Origin of the sequence: Candidatus Nitrosotalea sp. FS (assembly GCF_011319475.1) — an archaeon.
Classification (GTDB): domain Archaea; phylum Thermoproteota; class Nitrososphaeria; order Nitrososphaerales; family Nitrosopumilaceae; genus Nitrosotalea.
In genome coordinates this window covers 1-1,613 of the sequence record NZ_RCMC01000039.1, presented here as the reverse complement: position 1 = coordinate 1,613, position 1,613 = coordinate 1, and the positions used below count along the sequence as shown (strand labels likewise).

Annotated in this window: 1 pseudogene; it reads left to right on the top strand. The window is 41.0% G+C overall.

The features are described from left to right. Positions 1-1,202: 1,202 nt before the first annotated feature. Positions 1,203-1,613 (top strand): annotated as a pseudogene (locus tag DYY66_RS13775) (radical SAM protein); the annotation flags it as partial.

The following is a 1,613-nucleotide window of genomic DNA, read 5'->3' as shown; positions in this document are numbered from 1 at the left end:
TTCCATACGTCTTACCTTTGCCTCTAGTTCGCCAAGTTTCTCCAGTGCGCTGTCTTTTTCCTTGTTTGCCTGTTCCAATCTCTGTCTTTCCAACTTTTCAGCTTCAAGCTTTTGGACAAGCCTGCTTTCCTCGCTTATCATAAGATACGGCATTGCCTGGAGATAATCTGGGACCATGTCTAGGATATCAGTCCAGTAATAGTTCTTGTCAGTACCCACCAACCCGTCATGGCCCATAAGACGCTCTTTTATCACAAGTGCGGATAACGTGTCTCTCTTCTTTGTAGTCTCCATCATTATCTTGTCCCAGTATCTCCTAAAGCCATGAGTCATTGGTACTTCGTGTCTTCTTTTTCCTTCTACAAGAGGACCGCGCATTCCTGACTTGAGCAAGAGTTTCCATATTCTTCGGCTTACTGCAACCTCTGTCAAAGTCTCTACCTTTGGGTACAATGTTCTTTCCAGAATAAGAGGATCCGAATCAACAGGTTCTCTTTTCATCCTGCTTGTCCAAACTTTTTTGTATTCCAAAAGTTTGTTCCATGCTTCAATTGATATCAGGGTAATGTATTCTTCTGGAGAGTTTTTGTAGACCAGCATCGCTGCACAAACTACCTTGAAATCTTTATCTTCTTTTTCAAGTGTTATTTTGTACTCTCCATTGATTTCATACACTGGAAAGATATTTCCCCAAACTTGATCATTCCAAGCTCCAACCCTAAAGCCTCCAGAGCTTGATGCAAGTATTATGAAATCGCTTTCTATGCTCTCAGAATACTCAAGCATCTTTTGTAGTTCTAGTCTAGTGTATGCCCTTCCCTTGTTGGTGTTGTCTTTTTCTGGATATAACGAATAGATTCTTTTCCATCCAAGACCAAGACCGTTCATCTCCAAGAGTTTTCTGATTGGTTTTATCTTGTTTGGGATGCTTGAGGGATTGAGATAATTAGGATCATTTTTGTCAAGAGATGAGCGCTCCCTTAGCTTTCTTACATATGCCAAGACAATGCTTGTTGCCCTGTCTTGATCCTCTTTGGATAATTCAACAAACTCTTGCACTCGTTGCTTGAAATCCCCATGAAATATTTCCGTACATGCAATTACAAGAAACCTCTTGAGGTTTCCCTCCATGGAACGTCTTGTCTGCTCTGACTTTATACCAGAGTAGAACAACTCCAATGCGTTCTCNTGCAGGACTAACAATGTTTTACATTGGAATAGAAAGTGGTTCGGATACAATTCTCAAAAAAGTTACCAAAGGTGCAACAGGTCAGACAATCATAAAATCATGTCAAAAGGCAAAAGATGCAGGATATACCATATCCTGCATGGTCATTTTGGGCCTTGGTGGAAAGACATACTCAAAGAACCACATAGAAGAGACTGCCAAAGTACTAAGTGCTTCTGCGCCTCATTATGTCGGAGCCCTGACTCTGCATTTAGAAGATGGCATACGCGATGAGTTTCTTACAAAATTCAAGGAGCCATTTACAATGATTGATGATTCTGAAGCCTTGGAGGAACTTGAACTTTTGATATCAAAAATGGAGCCAGGTAGTCAAGTTGTATTTCGCGCAAATCACGGATCAAATGCTTATCCAATAGGCGGAACT